This window comes from Roseobacter sp. N2S (genome assembly GCF_031454055.1).
In the GTDB taxonomy this organism is placed as follows: domain Bacteria; phylum Pseudomonadota; class Alphaproteobacteria; order Rhodobacterales; family Rhodobacteraceae; genus Amylibacter.
Window position 1 is genome coordinate 1027269 of record NZ_JAVDQB010000001.1, and the last position, 19153, is coordinate 1046421.

Annotated in this window: 14 protein-coding genes and 1 tRNA gene; 7 read left to right on the forward strand and 8 right to left on the reverse strand. The window is 55.4% G+C overall.

Annotation, left to right across the window (positions count from 1 at the left end; translation table 11 throughout):
• Positions 1–400 precede the first annotated feature (400 nt).
• Together GGE09_RS05105 and GGE09_RS05110 are read left to right on the forward strand one after the other, a co-directional pair.
• Complete coding sequence (locus tag GGE09_RS05105; protein ID WP_309744495.1) at positions 401–4060, forward strand: vitamin B12-dependent ribonucleotide reductase; 3660 nt, start codon at positions 401–403, stop codon at positions 4058–4060.
• A gap of 377 nt (positions 4061–4437) precedes the next feature.
• Entirely contained in the window at positions 4438–5610 is a 1173-nt protein-coding gene (locus GGE09_RS05110) for a calcium-binding protein (protein WP_309744497.1), read from the forward strand.
• Between the two features lie 19 nt (positions 5611–5629).
• On the opposite strand, the gene GGE09_RS05115 is transcribed toward GGE09_RS05110, so the two are convergent.
• Positions 5630–6838, reverse strand: coding sequence for an MFS transporter (locus GGE09_RS05115; RefSeq protein WP_309744499.1), 1209 nt, complete (start codon positions 6836–6838; stop codon positions 5630–5632).
• A 94-nt stretch (positions 6839–6932) separates the two neighbouring features.
• Here GGE09_RS05115 and GGE09_RS05120 point away from each other — a divergent pair.
• Positions 6933–7008: transfer RNA gene (locus GGE09_RS05120), tRNA-Thr, on the forward strand.
• 53 nt (positions 7009–7061) lie between these two features.
• Here GGE09_RS05120 and GGE09_RS05125 read toward each other — a convergent pair.
• The 4 genes from GGE09_RS05125 to GGE09_RS05140 all read right to left on the reverse strand — a co-directional run bounded on the left by GGE09_RS05125 (position 7062) and on the right by GGE09_RS05140 (position 13805).
• On the reverse strand, positions 7062–9401 hold the full coding sequence (locus tag GGE09_RS05125) for a TRAP transporter large permease subunit (protein WP_309744500.1): 2340 nt from the start codon (positions 9399–9401) through the stop codon (positions 7062–7064).
• 39 nt (positions 9402–9440) lie between these two features.
• Positions 9441–10490 (reverse strand): TAXI family TRAP transporter solute-binding subunit, encoded by a 1050-nt coding sequence (locus tag GGE09_RS05130; protein ID WP_309744503.1) that lies wholly within the window; start codon positions 10488–10490, stop codon positions 9441–9443.
• Between the two features lie 111 nt (positions 10491–10601).
• Positions 10602–13064: an ATP-dependent helicase HrpB gene (gene hrpB / locus GGE09_RS05135; protein ID WP_309744504.1), complete on the reverse strand. Its 2463-nt coding sequence runs from the start codon at positions 13062–13064 to the stop codon at positions 10602–10604.
• A 6-nt stretch (positions 13065–13070) separates the two neighbouring features.
• Complete coding sequence (locus tag GGE09_RS05140; RefSeq protein ID WP_309744506.1) at positions 13071–13805, reverse strand: DUF3108 domain-containing protein; 735 nt, start codon at positions 13803–13805, stop codon at positions 13071–13073.
• A 139-nt stretch (positions 13806–13944) separates the two neighbouring features.
• Between GGE09_RS05140 and meaB the strand changes: the two genes are divergently transcribed.
• From meaB to GGE09_RS05155, 3 genes are all read left to right on the forward strand, one after another.
• Complete coding sequence (meaB, locus tag GGE09_RS05145) at positions 13945–14931, forward strand: methylmalonyl Co-A mutase-associated GTPase MeaB (protein ID WP_309744845.1); 987 nt, start codon at positions 13945–13947, stop codon at positions 14929–14931.
• Between the two features lie 171 nt (positions 14932–15102).
• Positions 15103–15390, forward strand: a complete 288-nt coding sequence (gene rpmB, locus GGE09_RS05150; protein ID WP_309744508.1) for a 50S ribosomal protein L28 — start codon at positions 15103–15105, stop codon at positions 15388–15390.
• 83 nt (positions 15391–15473) lie between these two features.
• A complete protein-coding gene (locus tag GGE09_RS05155; RefSeq protein ID WP_309744510.1) occupies positions 15474–15956 on the forward strand; it encodes a copper chaperone PCu(A)C in 483 nt (160 codons plus the stop codon).
• A 9-nt stretch (positions 15957–15965) separates the two neighbouring features.
• Here GGE09_RS05155 and GGE09_RS05160 read toward each other — a convergent pair whose 3' ends face one another.
• A complete protein-coding gene (locus GGE09_RS05160) occupies positions 15966–16553 on the reverse strand; it encodes a thymidine kinase (protein ID WP_309744511.1) in 588 nt (195 codons plus the stop codon).
• Between the two features lie 777 nt (positions 16554–17330).
• Between GGE09_RS05160 and GGE09_RS05165 the strand changes: the two genes are divergently transcribed.
• Complete coding sequence (locus tag GGE09_RS05165; protein WP_309744513.1) at positions 17331–17672, forward strand: helix-turn-helix transcriptional regulator; 342 nt, start codon at positions 17331–17333, stop codon at positions 17670–17672.
• 164 nt (positions 17673–17836) lie between these two features.
• Here the strand turns inward: GGE09_RS05165 and GGE09_RS05170 are convergent, their stop codons facing one another.
• Both GGE09_RS05170 and GGE09_RS05175 read right to left on the reverse strand, forming a co-directional pair.
• On the reverse strand, positions 17837–18535 hold the full coding sequence (locus GGE09_RS05170; protein ID WP_309744515.1) for a winged helix-turn-helix domain-containing protein: 699 nt from the start codon (positions 18533–18535) through the stop codon (positions 17837–17839).
• Positions 18532–19080: a hypothetical protein gene (locus tag GGE09_RS05175; protein ID WP_309744517.1), complete on the reverse strand. Its 549-nt coding sequence runs from the start codon at positions 19078–19080 to the stop codon at positions 18532–18534. The genes GGE09_RS05170 and GGE09_RS05175 overlap by 4 nt, the downstream gene beginning before the upstream one ends.
• Positions 19081–19153 lie beyond the last annotated feature (73 nt).

Consider the following 19153-nt stretch of genomic DNA (forward strand, 5'->3'; position numbering starts at 1 on the left):
GTTTGCGCGCGACAAGTTTGCCACGGTTCACAGTCTGTCAGATTTTTTAACCTACGGTTCCGATTCTGTGAATAAGTCACGCTGGCGTCAGCGACGGATTCAATTTTCCTTTTAATCTGCCTTGCTTACCGGAAGCAGTAAATGTGACTGGATTCCACAGGGTTTTCAAAAGTTCCAAATATCTGACGGGTCAACAAAAAAAACGGATAGTTTTTAAAAAATTTTCGTTGACGGACTCGTGGAGGTCGTACAGTTTGTGCAGGCTTCGGTTGCAAACACAACATTTAGTGGTTTGGCCTAGAGGCGGGGACTGTAGGGGTAATCGGTAAATCACACGCTTGGATCAGGTCAGGCGGGGTGCCGATTCCCTTAATTAAGAAAACAAGCTTATGGGGCAGACATGAAGATCGACCGTCGATTCACCAAAGAAAATCAAGACGCTTACGCAGACATTGAATTTCACACAACAACCTCGGAAATTCGCAATCCTGATGGAACGGTTGTGTTTTCTCTGGACGCTGTAGAAGTTCCCGTAAGCTGGAGCCAAGTGGCGGCGGATGTGATCGCGCAGAAGTATTTTCGTAAAGCTGGTGTATCTGCGAACCTGAAAAAAGTTAAGGAAAAGGGCATCCCAGAATTCCTCTGGCGTTCGGTGCCTATGGACCAAGATCAAGCTGCTGCTGACGGGTATGATGGTGAAATCTCGGCCAAGCAGGTCTTTGACCGTCTGGCGGGCGCTTGGGCCTATTGGGGCTGGAAGGGCGGCATGTTTGATACAGAATCAGACGCGCGTGCCTATTTTGATGAAATGCGGTTCATGTTGGCCAATCAAATGGCAGCCCCCAACAGCCCGCAATGGTTTAACACCGGTCTGCACTGGGCCTATGGCATCGATGGTCCGAGCCAGGGGCACCATTACGTAGATTATAAGACCGGCAAGCTGACCAAGTCGAAGTCAGCCTATGAACATCCGCAACCCCATGCTTGTTTCATCCAGTCCGTTTCTGACGATCTGGTGAATGACGGCGGGATCATGGATCTTTGGGTTCGTGAAGCGAGACTGTTCAAATACGGTTCGGGCACGGGTACAAACTTCTCCTCCCTGCGAAGTGCCGCAGAGCCACTGGGCGGCGGCGGTAAATCCTCGGGACTTATGTCCTTTCTTAAGATCGGGGACAGAGCCGCCGGCGCCATTAAATCAGGCGGCACCACACGGCGCGCGGCCAAGATGGTGATCTGCGATATGGATCACCCTGACATCAGCGATTTCATCAATTGGAAAGTGCGCGAAGAACAAAAGGTTGCTTCCTTGGTCGCCGGTTCCAAAATGCACGAAGACAAGCTGAACGAGATTTTTGGCGCGATCCGTGCATGGGACGGTTCGGAAGAGGGGGCGTTTGACCCCAAAGCCAACGCAGGCCTGAAAACGGCGATCAAATCCGCCAAATCTGCCCGCATTCCGGAAACCTACATCAACCGTGTGCTGCAATATGCCAAACAGGGCTTTGAAAGCATCGAGTTTCCCACCTATGACACCGATTGGGACTCCGAGGCTTACGGCACCGTTGCGGGCCAGAATTCCAACAACTCGGTTCGTGTGACCAATGCGTTTTTGAAAGCTGCGGAAAACGATCAGCCTTGGGAATTGTTGCGCCGCACCGATGGCAAAGTCGCTGAAACTGTCAGTGCCCGCGAATTGTGGGAAGACATCGGCCACGCCGCATGGGCCTGTGCTGACCCGGGTGTGCAATATCACGACACCATCAACCAATGGCACACCTGCCCCGAAGATGGCGCGATCCGTGGGTCAAACCCTTGCTCTGAATATATGTTCCTAGATGACACGGCCTGTAACCTTGCCTCGATGAACCTGCTGAAATTCTACACAGACGGCAAATTCGATGCGGCGTCTTACATGCATGCTTCGCGTCTGTGGACCATGACGCTGGAAATCAGCGTGCTGATGGCGCAATTCCCGTCCAAAGAAATTGCCGAGCGGTCTTATAAATTCCGCACACTGGGGCTGGGCTACGCCAATATCGGCGGTCTGCTGATGAACATGGGCTATTCCTACGACTCGGATGAAGGGCGTGCCATGTGTGGCGCACTGACGGCTGTGATGACTGGCGTTGCCTATGCCACATCTGCTGAAATGGCCAAAGAGCTGGGGCCATTCCCTGGCTATGCCAAAAACGCCAAACACATGCTGCGGGTGATGCGCAACCATGCGCTGGCCGCACAGGGCGCTGCCAAAGGCTATGACGGTCTGGATGTAACCCCCGTGCCGCTGGATCACTTCAACACCCCTGATGCGGAGCTGACTGCACTGTCAAAAACCGTTTGGGAAGAAGCGGTTAGCCTTGGCGAAAAGCACGGGTATCGTAACGCTCAGGTATCGGTCATTGCGCCCACAGGCACCATCGGACTGGTCATGGATTGCGACACGACAGGGATCGAGCCTGACTTTGCGCTGGTGAAATTCAAGAAACTTGCCGGTGGCGGGTATTTCAAAATCATCAACCAATCGGTGCCAGCGGCCTTGGCGAAACTGGGCTATTCCACATCCCAAGCCGAAGAAATCGTGTCTTATGCGGTGGGTCACGGCTCTATGGGCAATGCGCCTGACATCAACCACACCTCGCTGACGGGGCACGGATTTGGTGCGGCCGAATTGAAAAAGATCGAAACCGCCCTGCCAACTGCCTTTGATATCCGCTTTGTGTTCAATCAATGGACGCTGGGGGCTGAATTCTGCTCTGGCACGCTGGGCATTCCCGAAGCGCAACTGAACGATCCGTCGTTTGATCTGCTGACCCATCTGGGGTTCACCAAAAAGCAGGTAGAGGCCGCCAACAACCACGTCTGCGGAACCATGACGCTGGAAGGTGCGCCATTCCTGAAAGACGAACATCTGCCGGTATTTGATTGTGCCAATCCTTGCGGTAAAATCGGCAAACGTTATTTGTCGGTGAACAGCCACATCACCATGATGGCGGCGGCACAGTCGTTTATTTCCGGTGCGATTTCCAAGACCATCAACATGCCAAACGACGCCACAATCGAGGATTGTCAGAAAGCCTATGAGTTGAGCTGGTCTTTGGGGGTGAAAGCCAACGCGCTTTATCGTGACGGCTCTAAACTGTCACAGCCTTTGTCAGCTGCATTGATCGACGATGATGAGGATCTGGAAGAAACGCTGGCCAGCGCTCCATCAGGCGAACGGGCGCAGGTTCTGGCAGAGAAGATCATCGAAAAAGTGATCATCAAAGAGGTGGCCCAAGCCCGCGCAAAACTGCCAGAGCGCCGCAAAGGCTATACCCAAAAGGCAACTGTGGGGGGGCATAAGGTCTATCTGCGCACCGGCGAATATGAAGACGGTAATCTGGGTGAGATTTTCATCGACATGCACAAAGAGGGCGCAGGCTTTCGTGCGATGATGAACAACTTTGCTATCGCGGTGTCGGTGGGGCTGCAATACGGCGTGCCGCTGGATGAATTCGTCGATGCCTTTACCTTTACCCGCTTTGAACCCGCAGGCATGGTGCAGGGCAATGACAGCATCAAGAACGCCACTTCGATCCTGGATTACATCTTCCGCGAACTGGCCGTGTCTTATCTGGATCGCAGCGACCTGGCCCATGTCAAACCTGTCGGCACATCCTTTGATGAACTGGGACGCGGCACCGAAGAGGGGGCCAGTAATGTGCGCCCTGCCTCTGACGATGCGGTGGCCATGCTGAAACAAGTGGTGTCTCCGGGGTTTCACCGCCACCGGATGCCGCAAGAGTTGATGGTGTTTCAGGGCGGGCAAACCGGTCTGTTCGGATCGGTGCGCGCGGATGTAACACTGGGTGGCGGTTTCGCTGAAACACAAGCTGCAGCACCGGTTGCTCCTTCTGCTGTTAGCGGCGTTGCGCCTTTGCAAATGGACGATCGCGCCAAGGCCAAAATGCAAGGCTATGAAGGCGACGCTTGCGGGGATTGCGGCAACTATACGTTGGTGCGCAACGGAACCTGCATGAAATGCAACACCTGCGGGGGCACCAGCGGTTGTAGCTAAGTCACAAGAACAAAGGGTCGGTGTGCCGACCCTTTCCAGCTTCAGGCGCAGGCAACCACCGAGCAGCAAATCAATAGCCTGAAAGTAGACCTAAGGGGGAGCAAAGACTCCCCCTCTTTTTTTTGCGGTTTCGGGCAATTGATTCGGTGCCGCGTTCCTGAAAAAAGACAATGGTCTTCGTGGGTTGGGATTGTTTAAATCTGGGAAACAGTAGAACCCGCAATATTCCTCCTGTGGTTGTAAAAGGGCAGGAATGTGGCGATTTCATGTTCCTTTCTTCCAATTCTTGGTAAGCTGTCAAAGATTACAGCTGTTTGTAATCATGGGTGGAATTAGTTTGTGCATCGCAGTTTTAGCGATTGGGAAATGGATTAGGTATGATTGAGATCGTTTTATTGTCGCTTGTGGGGTTGGGCGCAGTTATTTGGGGCATCGATGAAATAAACGATGACGACAACAACAACAACAATTCGGATACGACCAAGGATGAAGATCCAACGCTCTATGTGGGCGACGACAGTGCCAATGAATATGAAGGCACCGAGGGCGACGATCTGGCGATTCTGAATGGCGGTGATGACGTTGCAGAGATGCTGGGCGGTAATGATGAGGTCCGCGCGGGAACTGGCAATGATTTGGTGACTGGCGGTGACGGCGATGATTCCATCGACGGCGGTTGGGGCCAAGACATCCTGTACGGCAACAACGGCAATGACACGCTGGACATGGGCGAATTCCGTGACATCGGCTACGGCGGCGCAGGCGATGACGTGATCAACGGCGATGCGGATAACGACCTTGCCTTTGGCGGCACGGGGGCTGACGAAATTTCTGGCGGTGCGGATAATGACACATTGTTCGGCGGCGATCAGGGCGATCTGATCTTTGGCAACGGCGGCGATGATGAAATATCAGGCGACGACGGCTGGGATGAATTAAGCGGCGGCTTTGGCGATGACGTGATCAACGGCAATGCGGGGAATGATACGCTGTTTGGCAATGAGGGCGACGATGAAATGCGCGGCGGTATCGGTGACGATGACCTGCTGGGCGGTGGCGGCGACGACTTTATGCTGGGCGCTGACGGCAACGATGTGTTGTACGGCGAGGGCGGATCTGACGTGGTTTACGGCGGTGCTGGCAACGATGTGATGACTGGTGCATCCTTTGATCTGGAAGCGGCTGAATCTGGCGTCAGCGGGTTTGATTTGATCCTGAACGATGGTGCGGCAGATTCCCTGTTCGGCGGTGATGGTGACGACTCAATCATCCTGCAAAACGGCGATGAAGCAACCGGCGGTGCAGGTAATGACCGCTTTGGTATTGATGTTCGCGAAGACATTGAAACCGCTGCTGTGATCAAAGACTTCGTCGCAGGCGAGGATTCGATCTTTGTGGACTATGACGGCGACGCAGGGCTTCCCGAAGTCGAAGTGACCGATCTGGAAGACGGCTCTGGCGCGACAGTTATGGTAAACGGCGTTGCGGTTGCGGTTGTGTCTGGCGGTGCCGGTCTGACGGCTGCGGATGTGACACTGGTTGCGGTTTAAGCTGCAGGTAAAACCAAGCTCACGGCGCGTTCTTGTGAATGCGCCGTGACAAAGCCATCAGGGTAATAAAGCCGAAACCGGCCATACCCGCACAGGACAGGGGCAAGCCGATCACATCGGCCAGCGCACCCAACAAAAATGCGCCAAGTGCCGTAGAACCCAATCCCACAACCACCCAGATTGACATCACGCGCCCGCGCATATCATCGGGCAAATCCGTTTGGATCAACGACTGCATCGTGACGCCGAAATAGGTGCCACTGGCCCCCAATGTGGCAGCGCAAAGCAGGGCAAGGGGCCAGGACGCAGTATTGCCGATCAGCGCAATGGCGATCAGCCCGGCAGTGGCCACAGCCAGATTGAACGGCGACAGCGCGTCTGAATTCACCGGACGGGTGCCACGGTCCATAGTCTTGTAAATGGCCGAGCACAGCGCCCCGCCGCCCACAGCAGAGCCAAGTTGCCCAAGCCCCACAGCCCCCCGTCCAAATGACCCGTCCGCGACGATCGGCAGGACTTCGAGCACGCCGCGCAGGGCGATGGAAAACACGGTTGTGGACAACAGGATCACCACAATCACACGCCGTTGCCGGATATATCGCAGCCCCGCGGCCATCGCAGTGGTGAACCGCTCGGTCCCGTGTTTTTCAAGGGCGCGCGGGTGTAGGCGGAACAGGATCGCAAGATTGGGCAGGAACATAATCAGGGTGATAATCAGCGCCACAGTAATGCCAACCGCATCAATCAAAATACCGCCCAAAGCCGGGCTTATCAGGCGGGCCAGATTGAAGTTCAACGCAGATAGCGCCACGACCGAGGATACGTGTTTTTGCTGCACCAAGCGTGGCCCCAGCGACAAGCGCACAGGATGGTGCGCCGCTGTAACCGTGCCAATGGCCAGTGAAATAAAGACCAAACTAACCTTTGATATCAGCCCCCCAGCCTGCAACCCCAGCAGAGCTGCAATACACAGAATCATCAGAATATTGGTCGCATAAGCCGCCTTGCGCACATCCGCGCGGTCAACCATCACCCCGAAAAACGGGCCAGTGAACAGGGTTGGCAATAGGGAACAAGCGGCAACAATCCCGACAAACTGGGCGTTGTGGGTGTAATCCCATGCCAGCCAGCCCAGAACAATCCGGGCGATCCACATGGCATTCACATTTGCCACGGCACCAATAAAATACAGTCGAAATTCGGGGGAGCGCAGTGCGATAAGGTTCATAGGCTTTGGTTTAGGCCAAGGTGAAACGAAGGTGAAGCGGATTTACATCAAACGGGCTTGAAGGGCGCGAAATTGCAGAATACAACACCCTCACGCCGCTGTAGCTCATCAGGTAGAGCACATCATTCGTAATGATGGGGTAGTAGGTTCGAGTCCTATCAGCGGCACCATTTCGATCATTAATCAAGTTTCGCCATAGGGGCTACAAGCCGGATGTCTTTTATCAGGCTGGCCGCAAAGCGTTGACACGGTGGATCATCATCACAACGATCGCCAGACTGATTGCTAGCCCATAGTACATTGGATTAGCCGCCAGAACCCCGAGCGCCAGCGCCAAGCGGATTGCAATTTCAAAATATCCGATCCGATTTTGATCAAACCCAGCCAGCGCACTGGCCAGAAGATAAAGGGCCATCCCGACGCGCACCAGCAACCAGATCAGATGCCACGGGTGGAATTGACCGTCATAGCCTGTAATAAACCGCGCCGCGCCAAGGCTTGGGTCAGGGTTTAGGAGGGCGGGCTCGATCAACAGCAATTCGGGGTAAAAGGCAAAAATAAACGGAATGATAAAGATCACGATGCCGCTTTTGATTGCGGACAGACTGGTGGCCATCGGGCCCGCCCCGGTGATGGAGGCTGACGCAAAAGCTGCTAAGGCGACAGGGGGGGTGATTGCCGATGCAACGGCAAAGTAAAAGATGAACATATGGGCGGTGAATACCGACAGGCCCAGCCCCGCCAGCAATGGACCCATCAGCAAGGCCACGTTAAAATAGGCGGGTGCGGCGGGCATGCCCATGCCCAAAAGGATCGCCAGCAGCATGGTCACGCAGAGTGCCGCAAAGCGAAACAAACCCGCGCTGCCACCTGTGTCAAAGGTTTGTAAATACGCCACAATATCTTGGGCCGCGAATTTGGACAGGCCGGTCAGGTTCAGGCAGATGTCTATGATCGAGATCGCCAGAAACATCAGATACAGCGACGCGATCAGCCCCCCAGAAGCCGCCAGCGCATCAGGAACCTTACGTGGTGCGCGGCGTATGTCGCAATCGAGAAACAGCAGCGCAATCATCAGCATAACCGCCCACCACCCAGCACTGCCAGGGTCTCCTACGCTGTTTTTCACAACCTGCAGCAGCCAGGGCAGATCAACCGCGCGGCAGGTTCCGCCGGTAAAGATACGCTCTACCCCCAGTAAGCCCGCCAAAGGCCCACAACCAATTGCGTCTTTTGAGGTCAGCAACAGGAACAGGATCAGCAGGATCGGCGCAAAGATTTGCACCAAATGGCGTTTGTCGCAGGCGGTCAGGCGCATGTCATCGCTTAGGGGGCCGATGGGGTGAATCCCCTGTTTGCGCGACTGAAACATCACCGACAGGGACAAGCAAAAGAAATAGGCCACTGCCGGGATAATCGCCGCAATGATCACCTGACGGTATGGTACGGTGGTCAGGGCTGCCAGTACAAAGGCCGCAACCCCCATCACCGGAGGCATGATCGCCCCGCCTGACGATGCAGCAGCCTCTACCCCGCCCGCAAAGACCCGGCTAAAGCCCCTTTTCAACATCATGGGGATGGTTAGCACGCCGGTGGATAAGACATTGATCACCGGCCCGCCTGTGATTGTGCCAAACAGTGCCGAGGATATCACCGCCGCATGGGCTGGCCCGCCGCGCAGGTGCCGCGTCCATAAAAACGCCAGTTTGATCAGCGACGTTCCCCCCGCCGAGGCCGCAAACAGCCCGCCCAGCACAATATAGGGAAACACGGTATTCATCAGAATATGAATGAACCGCCCCAGCAGCCCCGAGCCGTTGTTTACCAAAGCATCATGCAGCTTTGGCCGCCCGTCCGACAGCAATCGCGGTTCGCCGCCCAGTTTGGTTATCAGGTATTTGTTAACGTCATCCGGCCCGTGAAAATACCAGACCAGCACCGTGCCAAGGGTATAAGCCACGATCAGGATGGATACCAAAACCAGCGGCAACCCCCAGACTTTGACGTTATAACCCAGAAACAGCATCACAGACAGGCCGACTATGGGCACCAAGAATCCTTGGGTGGTGTGAAGGCATTGCGGGTTTTCGACGGTGTCGGGCAGGGGCAGGCCGTAAAGTTCGGCGAATTCCCGTTCTCGGGCCAGACTGCTGGCGATCAATTCGGCGCGCTCTCCGGTCAGTTGGTCAATCAGGCAGACGCTTTCGATTTCAATCAGATAGGTGACGGCGATGGTAAAGGCGGCCAGCACAAAGGCGATGTCCAGACACAGCCCCAGCCAGCGCTGGAGGGCAGGGCGCGCTGCCCAATCCCGCCAAACCGAATGTTTCAACGCGACGATCAGCATCATCCAAAAGAACGCCAGCGGGTAAAATGTGGCATAGTGGAACTTGCCAAAGGTTATCCAGTCAATCCCCGTGACCGTGCGCAAAGCTCCGTTCAGGCCCGGAAAATTGGGGGCGGCATTCACCAGCCCCACCAGCACAAACACCAACCCCAAACCGTAGGCCAAACCCCTTAGCGGTCTCGACATGGCGGGGGAGGTCTGGGCGGTGTCGCGCATGGGGCGGGTCCAATGGGCCGGTGTCTGTGCTAAGTCGGGTTAAGGTTTGGCGCAGTCGTCTATTTCATAGCCCGCCTCTTGCCATGCAGCGAGTGCGCCTGCGTGGTACTTCAAGGGATTGGCACCGCACAGGCCGGATCGGACAGGATCAAGATCGCCGTAGCCCACATTGGCCGCAAACGGTGTCTTGGCCTTTAGCGCGTCGAGCGTTTTGATATGCGCCGTCACCAGCGCCTTTGCCAGATCGAAATCCATATCTTTATGCACAATATCACCGCCTTTAATCGCAAGACCGCGGAATTTATCGTCTTGGGATACCACGCTCAGACCTTCGGGCGCGTTGACATCTTTTAGGTCCATAATCCAAGGGGCACTGCCCGGCAACTTGGCCAGTTTTACGAAGTGTGCGCTGTCGTAAACGGGTTTGGGCAAGGACCAAAGCGTCATTCGCCCTGCCGCCAAAGCGCCCGTAACCCGTGTGTCGGGGAATTGCAGCGGCAGCACTGCGGCGTCAACTGTGCCATCGGTGATGGTTTTTAGCGCCTGGCCCCAATTGACCTGAACACCTGTGTAGCCCGCACCTTCGTTCAGGCCGGTTGCGATGCGTATAAGGGCGCGCGCATTGGTCAGCGCGCCACCGCGAGGGGGGCCGTTCAAAAGCGTGCGCCCCTTCAGGTCATCCCAGCCCTGAACCCCTGCACTGTCATAGCCGTACAGCCCGATCACCCCCAGCGTATAGGGATAGAGCAGCCGCAAATTCGCCGCCAGTTCGGCGCCTTTTTCCGCGCCAAGCGTACTATATGGCCCGCGCCCTTGTGACATCAGGAAGGGCAGAACAAAGGTGGTGCTGGCAATGTCGGTTTTCCCCTCGGCCAGATTCTGGGTGGTATTGGTCAGGGTTTGCCCCGCGCTTAACTGGATGTTGGCGATGCCTGCGCTGGCGGCGGCTTCGCTTAGGTGTGACAGACTTAAATAGGCCGTCCCGCCTGGGTTGGCGGTTTCCCCGCTAAGGTTTTGTTGTGCAAACACCGCGCTGGCAGAAACAGAAATCGCGGCGGAAAAAACGAGACGTGAAAAACGTTTGAACATAATGGTCCCCGAACGAAAATCGCTGACAGCGTTTAGGCTGCTCAACGTATTGTAGAACACTGTCCTTGGTCTTACGAGTTTCTGCAAGGGCCAGTTTGCACAGGCTGGGGATCAGTTTCTGGGCTTTACCCGCCGTGTGGGTTCCGCCTGTGTGGGGTCTTCGGGCCACGGGTGTCTGGGATAACGCCCGCGCATATCCTTGCGTACATCACTGTAAGAACTGGCCCAAAACCCCGGCAGATCGGCGGTGGTTTGGACGGGGCGACAGGCGGGGGACAGCAGCTCGATCAACAGCGGCAGGCGTTTCGGGCCTGCGGTCGGGTGGGTGGTCATGCCGAACAGTTCTTGCAGACGCACAGCGATTTTGGGTTGGTGGGCGCTGTAATCAATCGGCAGTTTGGTCCCAGTAGGTGCGGTAATACTGGCAGGCGCCAGCTGGTCGAGTGTCTGCACCGCTTCCCAATCCAGCTGACTGCGCAGGATCATGTGCAGGTCCAGCCCGCGCAACCCGTCGGGGGTGCGGATGCCGCCAAGATGGGGTTCCAGCCAGTCGGTCAAACTGTCCAGCAGGGCTGTATCTGACAGATCGGGCATGTCATGGCCCTGACCGCGCAGCCATTCCACGCGGGCGCGGAACAATGTGGCGGGTTGGCTCCACGGCAGGCAGCCCAGCCCCAGATCGGCAACACCCAGACACATGGCAGCATTGGACGCATCGGCGGGGCAGTTTTTCCAGACCTGATCTTCCAGAACCAGCGCCCCGAAACACAGATGTTTGCGGCTTAGCACGCGGCGGTCCCGTTTAGACCATTCACAAATCTCGCGGGTTTCAAACTGGTCGCCGTAGACATTGGCCAGTTCGGCCTGCGTGATGGGAAGGGCCATGCGCACACGGGCCTCGCGCGCGTCGCCATCGAGCGAACTCGCGATGATCAGGCGTTCGGCCCCTGTCGGGTCGTCTTCGGCAAAGACAGCACCTTTGCCACCAGACAGTACAAAGCGGGGCGCATCGCCTTTGCGGCGCAAGCCGATCCGGTCGGGGTAGGCCAATGCCAAGGTTTCGCCCAGCGACATGGTAGCGGATTTTGGACGCAAGCGTTTAGCCTCGGCCTTGATGGATTTCACCACCGCTGCATTGGCATGATAGGGGCGGCTGTCTGCGAAACGGCGCGGATCGCGGATCGCTTCGACGCGCAGGGACAGATCACTTGGCGCACTGCGGGGCAGGGGATCGCGGCTTTCCAATAATGCGGCAAGTATAGCAGACTCTGCCCCGCCCAGCTCCAGCATATGTGCCAGCCGCACATGCAGTGGATGGCGCAACAACGCGCGGCCATGGGGGGTGATGCGATTGCTGGCATCCAGTGCCCCCAGCCACCGTAGCAGGCTTTGGGATTGGGCCACATCGCTGGGGCGGGGCAGGTCAAGAAACGGCAGATCAGCAGGATCAGACGTGCCCCAAGCCGCCAGTTCGAGGATCAGATTGGTGATGTCGGCCGACAGGATTTCGGGCAGGGGGAAGGGCGCAAATCCGCCTTCTTCGCCTTTGGTCCAGAGTTTGTAACAGATCCCGGCGGCCACACGACCCGCGCGACCCTGGCGCTGGGTGGCTTCGGCCTTGGTCACCCGTTCGGTTACCAGTCGCGACATGCCGGACCCCGCATCAAAACGGGCACGGCGGGCGCGGCCTGCATCGACCACCACTGAAATATCCTGAATGGTCAGGGATGTTTCGGCAATGGATGTGGCCAGCACAATCTTTCGCCCTTCGGATTCAGGCAAAACGGCGCGGCGTTGTTCGGCAAAGGGTAGCGCGCCAAACAGCGGGCGGATATGACAGGATGCGGGCAGAGTACCTTGCAGCAAAGCCTGTACTTTGCGGATTTCACCTTCGCCCGGAAGGAACGCCAATATCCCGCCCGTGGTATCAGTGGCGGCCTGAAGGATCAGATCGGCGGCGGCATTTTCAAAGCGGGGGCCGCGCTGGTTCGGGCGGCTCCAGGGGTGATCCAGATGGCGGGTTTCAACCGGATAGCTGCGGCCTTGGGATGTGATTACGGGGGCATCCCCCATCAAAGTGGCCACGGGGGCGGCATCCAACGTGGCAGACATGGCGATCAGGATCAGATCGGGGCGCAGGGCCTCGCGGATTTCAAGGGCGAAGGCCAGACCTGTATCCGCCTGCAAACTGCGTTCATGGAATTCGTCAAAGATGATGCAGCCCACGCCCGCCAGTTCGGGATCATTTTGCACCACGCGCATCAGGATGCCCTCGGTGATCACCTCGATTCGGGTGTTCGGGCCGGTTTTACTGTCGCCCCGCATACGATACCCGATGGTTTGGCCCACAGGTTCCCCCAGCGTTTCAGCCATTCGCTCCGCCGCAGCGCGGGCGGCCAGACGGCGGGGTTCCAGCATCAGGATACGGCCTGACACCTGTGCGGTTTCCAGTAGAAACAATGGAACGCGGGTGGTTTTACCCGCCCCCGGGGGGGCTTGAAGAACCGCCATACCTCGGGCTGACAGGGCCGCGCCCAATTCGGGCAAGACGGATTCGATCGGCAGTTGCGTCATCAAGAGTTACTTTCGGGCGGCCTCGGCACTGCCAAAAGAAGTCTCGGTCGTGAAAGAGGATAGGATATAAGTGTCTGCATCCCCTTTGGTGTACACAAGTGTAAACGGAAAGTTGACCTGTTCCTGCATATCCTCGGGTGAAAATCCTGCAATCCGCGAATAGGCCCCCGTGCAGATAGTGTTTTGCCCGGTTTCAACGGGCGCATCCAAGGTCAGGCGTGTGCGTCTGCGCCCGTCAAAAACGTCAATCACCTTGTTACACAGATCGCCCAAGGCTTGGTCGCGAAATACCAGATGGGCTGCGCTAAGCGGGTCCAGCACGCCATTTTGCGCGGCGGGATCAATATCATAGTCCCGATGCTCGCGGCTGGGCGCGTACATTTCGACAACAGGGGCGGCATCAGGGCTGGCATCGGTGAACTGCAACTTCACCTCATTTTCGCGGGATTCAGTGCGGGTGTGGCTGTGATAGGTGGCGGGGTGGATTTGCCCGTCCCGCATTTGCCCCTGCACCACACCGCTGTAGCCCACATCGTGGAAATGCCGCATCACGCTGGTAGGGCTAAGCGCACCTTCAAGGGCGTATTGCCCCTGTTCCATGGTCCCGCTCAGATGGCCCTTGATCTGGATAGACCCCGCCTTCAGCCCCGAAACATACAGTCCGAAGGTCTGGTTCACATCTTCGGCCCGTACGGTCGGGCCAATACTCAAAAGCAAAACAGTCAGGGCAAAGCGGCGCATGGGCGGGGCTCTTTTTTCAGTGGCTGGCTTCCCCCTTGGTTTAAGATTGATTAAGACGTGGGGGAACCCAAGCGGGCAGGGTGGGCATAAACCTGCCACTCCCCGTTTTGGCGAAAAATAACGGAGTGATTTCAAAGTGATGGACGTTGACGCCAAAACGGTAGAGGCCATTCTGTCAGGGGATCGGCGGATTTTGGCGCGTGCGATCACGCTGGTAGAGAGTACACGAGCGGATCACCGCGCACTGGCTGTGAACCTGATTGATCGCTTGACACAGGCCAAGCGCTCGGCGCTGCGCATCGGGCTGTCTGGCACGCCGGGTGTGGGGAAATCCACCTTCACCGAAAGCTTCGGAATGATGCTGGTCGAGCAAGGTCTAAAGGTTGCTGTTCTGGCGGTTGATCCGTCGTCCAAACGGTCTGGCGGGTCAATCCTCGGGGATAAAACGCGGATGGATCGTCTGTCACGGCATCCAAATGCATTTATCCGTCCCTCCCCGTCCAGTGCGGCGCTGGGCGGTGTGGCGCGGCGCACTCGCGAGGCGATAACCCTGTGCGAAGCTGCGGGATTCGACGTGGTGCTAGTGGAAACCGTAGGCGTGGGCCAATCCGAAGTCATGGTCGCCGATATGACCGATCTGTTCCTGCTGCTGTTGGCCCCTGCGGGGGGCGATGAATTGCAAGGCGTGAAGCGGGGGATCATGGAAATCGCCGATCTGATCCTTGTGAACAAAGCTGACGGAGATCTTAAACCCACAGCCATCCGCACCTGCGCCGACTACGCGGGTGCGTTGCGGTTGTTGCGCAAACGCCCCCAAGACCCGCGCGGCTTTCCCAAGGCGATGACAGTGTCTGCTTTGGAAGAGGACGGGCTGGAAAAAACATGGGAAGAAATCCAAACCCTGACCGATTGGCGCCGCACAAAGGGGCAGTTTGCCGCGAATCGCGCCCGCCAGGCAGAGGTCTGGTTCCAGGATGAGGTCCGCCGCGGCGTGCTGGCCCAGTTGGATCAGGACGAAAGATTGCAAAAAATGCAGCTGGAATTGCGCGAAAAGGTGATGAACGGCGCGCTTAGCCCCGATGCCGCCGCCGCAGAGGTGCTTTTGGCGCTGAAAACCGCAGTTTAGCGCAGATAAAAGGTTGTGTTTTGGTCCCAAAAGGCCCAAAGCAACGCAACAGTCGTTTGATCACGCGCTGCCCTTGACGGGGCAACAAATCGCGCCTAAAGAGGCGGCTCGAATTTCAAATGTCAGCGCAGGCCGTATGTGGCGCGCGACAAGAGAGTAAGGATATACGCGATGTCTCGTCGTTGTGAGTTTACAAGCAAAGGCCCAATGTCTGGCAACAATGTCAGTCACGCCAAAAACAGAACCCGTCGCCGGTTTTTGCCAAACCTGAACGATGTAACGCTGATCAGCGAAACATTGGGCCGGTCTTTCAAATTCCGCATCTCTGCAGCTGCTTTGCGCACTGTTGATCACCGTGGTGGTCTGGATGCGTTCATGGCTAAAGCCAAAGATGCTGAACTTTCAGACGCCGCTCTGAAGTTGAAAAAAGAAATCGCAAAAGCAACTGCAGCCGCGTAAGCCGCACTGTTTTTGAAGTTTTTCAGATTTGACGGCTCCGAATGCTCGGGGCCGTTTTTTCGTGTTTTAGGGGCAGTTGTGTGATGAACAGAATTCTGGGTCTTGGGGCGGTTTTCGCTGCCGTAATCGTGGCTGCTGCATCCTTTGTGTTGATCTATGGTCTGGGGGTTTGGACGCCTGAAAGGGACAGCGGCACGCTCTTTCGCATAGAAGACGGCTATGTCCGCAGCGTGGGGGCCAACGCTATGGCTGGGGGTGCTTATATGGTGATCCACAACCTGTCTGGCGCGGATGACCGGCTGGTTGGGGTTCAGACCGATGCCTCAAACTTGGCAGAGCTGCACGGCCATACAGAGGATGCCAACGGGGTGATGATGATGCGCCCCATTGAAGGTGGCATCCTGATTCCGGCAGGCGGGCAGGCGGTGCTGGAACGGGGCGGTGATCATGTAATGCTGATGGGGTTGCACAGCGGTTTGGCAGAAGGATCACAGGTCAGGATCACCCTGCGTTTTGAAAAGGCAGGGGAAATTGTTGTTGATGTATCGATGGACAGCAGCCGCTAAGGACGTTGCCTAGCGAGGCAGGTCGCCAGTCGCCTCGCGCCAGTGACGACGGCACAGTGAAACATATGCCTCGTTCCCACCGATCTGAACCTGTGCACCATCGGTAATCACATTGCCTTGTGCATCTTGGCGCACAACCATAGTGGCCTTTTTACCGCAATAACAAATGGTCCGGACCTCTCGCATTTCATCGGCCATGGCCAGCAGGGCCGATGACCCCGGAAACAGCTTGCCCAGAAAATCTACTCGCAGCCCGTAACACATGACCGGAATGTTCAGATCATCCACCGCGCGGGCCAATTGCCAGACCTGCGAGTAAGACAGGAACTGTGATTCGTCGATGAAGACACAGGTTAGCGTGCTGCTTTTCATCCGTTTGTCGATCATATCAAACAGATCACTATCCGCATCAAACCCGTCTGCCTTGGCAGAGATCCCAATGCGAGACCCGATCTCCCCACTGCCGGCACGATTGTCGAATCGGGCGGTCAGAAGATAGGTCTCCATTCCCCGCTCACGGTAGTTGTGGGAGGCCTGCAAAAGTGCCGTGGATTTACCGGCGTTCATGGTCGAATAGTGGAAGTAAAGTTTTGCCATGGCGGGACTTTTACCCGCAGCGGGGGGTGTTTCAAGAGATTCGTTTTGCCGATTTAGGCCCAAGCCCGTCTCGCAGATTAGAACAAGTCAGGCGGGATTTTCTGAGATTCTGTCCTTCAGAGACAAAATACGGGGTTTGAATTGCGTTCAAATTAAGGCGTGCTCCCCGCATAGGTTGCAATTGACCGCCGTATAAGTGCCATGAATTCGCCTGATTTTCTGAGGTTTCGGTCTAAAATTCCGACTTCTACCCATTGTAAAAACACTGTTTCCAAGGTTGTTGGGGCAGGGACAATTCCAGATATTTAAATGTCATCTGCTGTTTAGTATAAATTGTGTGTTCCGCCTCGATGAGAAACGTCGGTTGAGGTGTATTTCTCGGTAACGCATTGTATTTACGTTTATAAATAAGAGTTTTCCAGCCATTGCAGTCATCTGCAACGATGCTGGTTTTATGTATTTTCTGGCCTAAATAGACTCTGCTCTGTCTATGAGAAACTAAAGGAATCGCCTTTAGGCCCCATGGATTTGGCACAATTATACCATAATTCAGGGTGTGAATCGGCGATGGTTATCGCGCCTTTGCGCAACGTCTATCTTGGGTTGCAGAAAACTTAATAAAAGGATTGCAATTTGACGCGGGTATGATTAAACCTGTCGTTATAAACCGCCAAGTGAACTCAATCACAACGGCGCTCCGTCGGCAGCGACCCTCGGCTAATCTATGACACATGTAAAAACCCATTGCGGGTTTGTCTGAGTTATTAGGAGCCGAATATGCCCCATCCAGTTGACGTTTATGTTGGTACCAAAATCCGCCTTACACGGGCTTCTCGCGGTATCAGTCAACAAAAGCTAAGCGAAATGCTTGGTATTAGTTTTCAGCAACTTCAAAAGTACGAACGCGGAATTAACCGCATCAGCGCCAGCCGTCTTTGGGAAGTGTCCCAATCGCTGGGCGTGCAAATCTCATATTTCTTTGACGGTGCAGATGGTGAAGAGGGACAAGAGATCGAAGAGATTTCAACCCGCACAATCGAGCTGGCGACACAGATCAACCAGATCCCAAACGAAGCCGTTAAAAACCAGATTGTTGGCTTGATTAAAGCCTGCACCTGACCCTTTTGCGCGGTGGCATTATTTGCCGCCGCGCAAACCTGTACCGCGTATTTGTAACCCTGCGTACCTGAAATTTCGTTCGTATCTAGTGTATGAGTGTCAAACCCCGACAGCCCGCAAAGGCCGTCGGGGTTTTTCTTTTCACTGCGTAGGACAGTAAAAATTCAGGATTCTTTAAGCTTTTTAATTACAGCTCCGGCAAAAGTCGTCACGCCGTTTTTCTTTGCAATTTTCTTGTGATGCGCATGAAGCGTCTTGGGCGATAGCCCCAGAGCCAGCGCCATTTCATTTTTACTAAGTTCCGGATGATCAATCTGCATCTGCAATATTTTGGCCTGCATGTCCGAAAGTGTAGGATTCTCGCGGGGAACATGGGTGAGCAACGGATGGCCCGGACGTAATTGTCGGGTCAGTTTATCCGCCGCAAAATAGAGAATTCCCCCAAGTTGATCGAAGGTTTCTTGTACGGGAGATTCGGACGTTAAAATAACCGAAGACCGCAAATGGTTCGGCCCGGTCAACAGAACGGCGCCGTCATTCATCCCGAATTGCTGGAACACACTTTCCACACGCTTGGTCTGCTCTGTTTCCGGACCTGCCTGGCTGCGGGCTTGAGTGAACGTATAGCTTCGTGACCACGAATGTATGGCTTTCGCAATGGGGCAGTATTGATCGAGTTGGGCACCGTAATAGTGCTCCAGAAACCCATCCTCGATCTTGCCTTCCCAGTTTTCAATATAATCGAGCGACCAGCGTTGGAACACCAACCCGTTAAATCCCAGGTTGAGAATGATGTCCCGAGTTGTCTCGGGACCATCAGACTGCCAAAGACGCTCAATCAAAAGTGCAAAGCTTACACTCACGTAGTTTTCCTCGTTTCAGCAAAAACCTCTGGCACTGCCATAATTGCCTGACGCAATGTCAATTCTTCTTGCGGCTTATCCCGCTGAATTGTCAGGCGAATTGGGCGATAGGTATGCCCGCGGAATTCCAAAGGCTCTTCTCCGGTTTCTTTGCCACCATAGATCTGCCAGAATCGCATAAGCTTCGGGTTTTCAACGATTCCAATGACGTTCTTAAGCCCCATTAAATCTGTATAGTGCCGCGCGCTATTCATCAAGGCGCGAAACAGCCATGGGTTGCGTTCACGGGCGTCTTTCAGGATTGCCATGCGCTCCCAGATGATCGTGCCACCTTCGTTCCCGGAAACAATACGCAGACGCATTGTGCCAACGGCCTCACCCTTCCAATAGGCCAACAAATGTGCGGCGCAAAAATCATTGCCGTCAAATTCGACATCTTCTGATTCTTCGCCCTCAATCACAAAGACTTGCCTGCGAATATCGTGCGCAAGCTGCATCTCTGAAAGGTCTTTAATCATTGAAACTTTGGTTTCCGAGTTCTGCATAATACTCTCCTACGTTGAGCGGTTTTGTATTTGCAAAACTACCTGCAATTTTCCAATTGTGCGCGGTTTTTGT

Coding starts and splice junctions, on each gene's coding strand:
- GGE09_RS05165 (WP_309744513.1), top strand. CDS start 17,331: ATGCCCCATCCAGTTGACGTTTATGTTGGTACCAAAATCCGCCTTACA.
- GGE09_RS05110 (WP_309744497.1), top strand. CDS start 4,438: ATGATTGAGATCGTTTTATTGTCGCTTGTGGGGTTGGGCGCAGTTATT.
- GGE09_RS05115 (WP_309744499.1), bottom strand. CDS start 6,838: ATGAACCTTATCGCACTGCGCTCCCCCGAATTTCGACTGTATTTTATT.
- GGE09_RS05130 (WP_309744503.1), bottom strand. CDS start 10,490: ATGTTCAAACGTTTTTCACGTCTCGTTTTTTCCGCCGCGATTTCTGTT.
- hrpB (WP_309744504.1), bottom strand. CDS start 13,064: ATGACGCAACTGCCGATCGAATCCGTCTTGCCCGAATTGGGCGCGGCC.
- meaB (WP_309744845.1), top strand. CDS start 13,945: ATGGACGTTGACGCCAAAACGGTAGAGGCCATTCTGTCAGGGGATCGG.
- GGE09_RS05105 (WP_309744495.1), top strand. CDS start 401: ATGAAGATCGACCGTCGATTCACCAAAGAAAATCAAGACGCTTACGCA.
- GGE09_RS05155 (WP_309744510.1), top strand. CDS start 15,474: ATGAACAGAATTCTGGGTCTTGGGGCGGTTTTCGCTGCCGTAATCGTG.
- GGE09_RS05175 (WP_309744517.1), bottom strand. CDS start 19,080: ATGCAGAACTCGGAAACCAAAGTTTCAATGATTAAAGACCTTTCAGAG.
- GGE09_RS05125 (WP_309744500.1), bottom strand. CDS start 9,401: ATGCGCGACACCGCCCAGACCTCCCCCGCCATGTCGAGACCGCTAAGG.
- GGE09_RS05140 (WP_309744506.1), bottom strand. CDS start 13,805: ATGCGCCGCTTTGCCCTGACTGTTTTGCTTTTGAGTATTGGCCCGACC.
- GGE09_RS05160 (WP_309744511.1), bottom strand. CDS start 16,553: ATGGCAAAACTTTACTTCCACTATTCGACCATGAACGCCGGTAAATCC.
- rpmB (WP_309744508.1), top strand. CDS start 15,103: ATGTCTCGTCGTTGTGAGTTTACAAGCAAAGGCCCAATGTCTGGCAAC.